General features: G+C 36.0%; 5 protein-coding genes. 1 reads left to right on the forward strand and 4 read right to left on the reverse strand.

Features of this window, described 5'->3' with window-relative positions; all coding sequences use genetic code 11:
• Positions 1–18: 18 nt before the first annotated feature.
• The 4 genes from ACY2V1_RS00125 to ACY2V1_RS00140 are packed head-to-tail and all read right to left on the reverse strand — an operon-like array spanning position 19 to position 2356.
• Entirely contained in the window at positions 19–471 is a 453-nt protein-coding gene (locus ACY2V1_RS00125) for a single-stranded DNA-binding protein (RefSeq protein WP_461832760.1), read from the reverse strand.
• Positions 455–880, reverse strand: coding sequence for a PilZ domain-containing protein (locus ACY2V1_RS00130; protein WP_461832761.1), 426 nt, complete (start codon positions 878–880; stop codon positions 455–457). The genes ACY2V1_RS00125 and ACY2V1_RS00130 overlap by 17 nt, the downstream gene beginning before the upstream one ends.
• Positions 877–1611, reverse strand: a complete 735-nt coding sequence (locus tag ACY2V1_RS00135; protein WP_461832762.1) for an OmpA/MotB family protein — start codon at positions 1609–1611, stop codon at positions 877–879. The genes ACY2V1_RS00130 and ACY2V1_RS00135 overlap by 4 nt, the downstream gene beginning before the upstream one ends.
• Positions 1601–2356 (reverse strand): motility protein A, encoded by a 756-nt coding sequence (locus ACY2V1_RS00140; protein ID WP_461832763.1) that lies wholly within the window; start codon positions 2354–2356, stop codon positions 1601–1603. The genes ACY2V1_RS00135 and ACY2V1_RS00140 overlap by 11 nt, the downstream gene beginning before the upstream one ends.
• A 57-nt stretch (positions 2357–2413) precedes the next feature.
• Here ACY2V1_RS00140 and ACY2V1_RS00145 point away from each other — a divergent pair, with 57 nt between their 5' ends.
• Positions 2414–3244 (forward strand): purine-nucleoside phosphorylase, encoded by an 831-nt coding sequence (locus tag ACY2V1_RS00145; RefSeq protein WP_461832764.1) that lies wholly within the window; start codon positions 2414–2416, stop codon positions 3242–3244.
• Positions 3245–3365: the final 121 nt, after the last annotated feature.

Consider the following 3365-nt stretch of genomic DNA (forward strand, 5'->3'; position numbering starts at 1 on the left):
TTTATCAGAAGTCTTAGATTAAAATGGAGCTTCGTCAATACCACTTGCTTCAGATGGAAAGGCAGGTCCAAGGTCTTCTTCTGAAAATGGATCACTAGGTGTTTTTGTCTTGGCCTGTGCTGCTTCCTGTGCTGCTGCCTGTGATTCTAAAAAAATCACCCTTTGTGCCCTAATTTCTGTTGTATATCTATCCTGCCCCTGGTTGTCTGTCCATTTTCTCGTCTGCAAGGAACCTTCTACAAGTACAAGCCGCCCTTTACTCAAATAATTGGCCACACTTTCTGCTTGTTTTGCCCACACTACAATTCTGTGCCACTCTGTTTTTTCCTGTCTGTTACCATCTTTGTCAGTATATGTCTCACTGGTGGCCAGAGGAAAGTTTACCACGGGGGTACCAGATGGTGTGTATCTAAGTTCAGGATCCCTTCCCAGTCTTCCAATTAGGATAACCTTATTATAACTTCCAGCCATTTAATTTTTCTCCTTTTTTTTTGTATGTTAAAAGCTCTTTTTGAATTAATAGACAAAGCTCATCTAAAGTGTATTCTTGTTTTCTCGTAAGTTCTAAAAATTCACATGCTACAACATTTTTATCATGGTGTACCCTTATAACCCTGGCCTTGAGATTGCGTAATATAATTTTTCTTTTAAAGATTATAGATAGATACAAAACTTGATCTTTATAGAATTTATCTTTATCCTTATCTTTTTCAGCTATAAAAGCAACACCGTATGTGTTTAAATCTTTAACACTAAATAATTTTTTTTCTTTTTGGCTTAAGAAAACAATTACAAGCAAATCTTTGTGATAAACTCTATAGCAGCGTCTTTTCCCTATCCTGCCTTTGTATACAAAGATTAGATCTTCTAAGTCTATCATTTAATTTCTCTTTCTAAAATGATGCTTACACGTCTATTTTTTTGTCTATTTTCTGGAGAGATATTTGGCACAAGAGGCCTTGTATCTGCCAGTCCAGTTGCAGTCATCCTGTCTGGACTTATACCCAAGGAGCTTAAAAACCTGAGGACATTTACTGCCCGCATAGTGGAAATTTCCCAGTTATCCTTAAAACGACTATTAGGTGATGGGGGGATATCATCTGTATGTCCCACAATGTTTATACGTTCATAAGGGTATTTGAGTAAAAAATTTCGTAGTTTTCTTAGAACTTCCTTGCCCTTTGACGAGAGTTTTACCTGGCCTGGGGCAAAAAGTACATCTCCAGCTATGTCAATTATGATTTTGCCTTTGTGAAATTTTGCTCCAAGTATTCCTTCGATACCGTGCTGTGAAAAATAGAAATTGAAATCTGCAAAGACCTTCCTTTGTTGTTTTATTATCTGGTGGGCAAGACGAACCTCTTCTAAAAGTATACCTTCTTCATTCTTAGTATTTGCCTTAATCCCTTGTATCTTGGATGCGCCGCCTCCCACCAAGGCCTTTTTTACAGAAAGCATGTAAGAGTTAAATATCTTTTTATTAATTGAGGAAAAAGAATACATGAGAATAAAAAATGTAAGTAACAACATGGACATGTCTGCAAAGGTCTGCAGCCATGTGCCTTCACATTCTTCTTCATATGTGTCATCAAAGTCCAATTTATCTTTCATATTTTCTTTCCTTTGGAGGTACAAAAGAAGATAATTTTTCGTAAACAAATCTTGGGTTATTATTTTGCAAAATACACTTGGCCCCTTCAAATATTATTTGAAGGTGCAAAACTTCTGCCCTGGTTCTGCTTTTTAGTTTTCCTGCTATTGGCAAAAAGATTAAGTTGGATAATACCGAACCATAAAAGGTGGTTAAGATGGCCACTGCCATAGCAGGTCCAATTGCTTCAGGATCTTTTAATGAAGCCAGCATTTGCACAAGGCCAATTAAAGTCCCCACCATACCAAATGCAGGGGCATAATTGGCCATGGTCCTAAATATATCCTGTATTAAAAAATGCCTTTGTTTTAAAGAGGCAATTTCAATGTGAAGGGTCTCTTCGATTAACTCATTATCTGCATTATCTGCAATTAATTGGCAGGTCTTTTTTAAAATGTTGTTATCTGTTTCTATATTTTCAAGAGCCAATAACCCTTCCCTTCTAGATATATCAGCTATTTTTACCATTAAATTTACCACATCATTTGCACTTCGCTTTTTGGTTACAAAAATTTTAAAAGCTGCTTTTATAGAATTGTAAATATCTGGGACGGGAAAGGTTATACATGTAGATGCAAATGTTCCTCCTATGACTATCATAAGACCCGGGATATTTAGAAATACATTATATTGGCCACCTAAAATTATGGCGCCAATTAAAAGAGAAAAGCCAATTATGAGTCCAAAAAGGGTTGCAATATCCATATGTTTACAGTTATATGAAGATCCACTGTTTTTTATTCTAAAAAAGGAGAAAGATAAATGTCAAAGGAAATTTTTAAAGAAATAATTTTAGCTAAAGAATATATTGAAAATCAACTCAAAAATATTAAAAGGCCTGAGATTGGAATTGTATTGGGTACTGGACTCAGTGAGATTGGGGATAAAATAGATAAAGAAGTTGAAATATTTTACAAGGATATTCCAAATTTTCCTGTGTCTACTGTTGATACCCATAAGGGAAAAATGATTTTTGGAAATATCTCAGGGAAAAGTGTAGTTATCATGCAGGGTAGGGTGCATCTTTATGAAGGATATTCGCCCCAGGATGTTTGCTTTGGAATAAGGTTAGCTGGACTCCTAGGAATTAAGACCATTATTTTGACCAATGCAGCTGGTGCCATTAATCCTCAATTTAAAGAAGGCAATATAATGGTGATATCAGACCATATAAATTTTCAGGGGAAAAATCCCTTAGTTGGTCCCAATATAGATGAGCTTGGAGAAAGATTTCCAGACATGTCTTGTGTATATGATAAAGATTTGATTGAACTGTCCTTGGAAGCGGGCATTGACTTAGGATTTAGATTGGAGAAAGGTGTATATGTGGCGGTCTTAGGCCCAAGCTTAGAGACCCCTGCTGAAACAAGGGCATTTAAGAGATTAGGTGGAGATGCAGTAGGCATGTCCACTGTAATGGAGGCCATAGCTGCTAGACATATGGGACTAAAGGTGTTAGGACGCTCCTGTTTGACCAATAAGAATCTGCCTGATTGTATGAAAGAGACTTCTTTTGAGTATATTGTAGAGCAGGCTAATAAGACATCAAGAAGATTGATTAAACTTTTGATTGAGATTGTGAAGAGAATATAAATAAAAATAATTGTCGAGGGGAGATAAAACATGAAAGATTACAAAGATACTCTAAATTTGCCTAAAACAAAATTTCCCATGAAGGCCAATTTGCCTAAAAATGAGCCAAAGATGTTGGAGT

Source organism: Desulfothermus sp. (assembly GCF_053993635.1).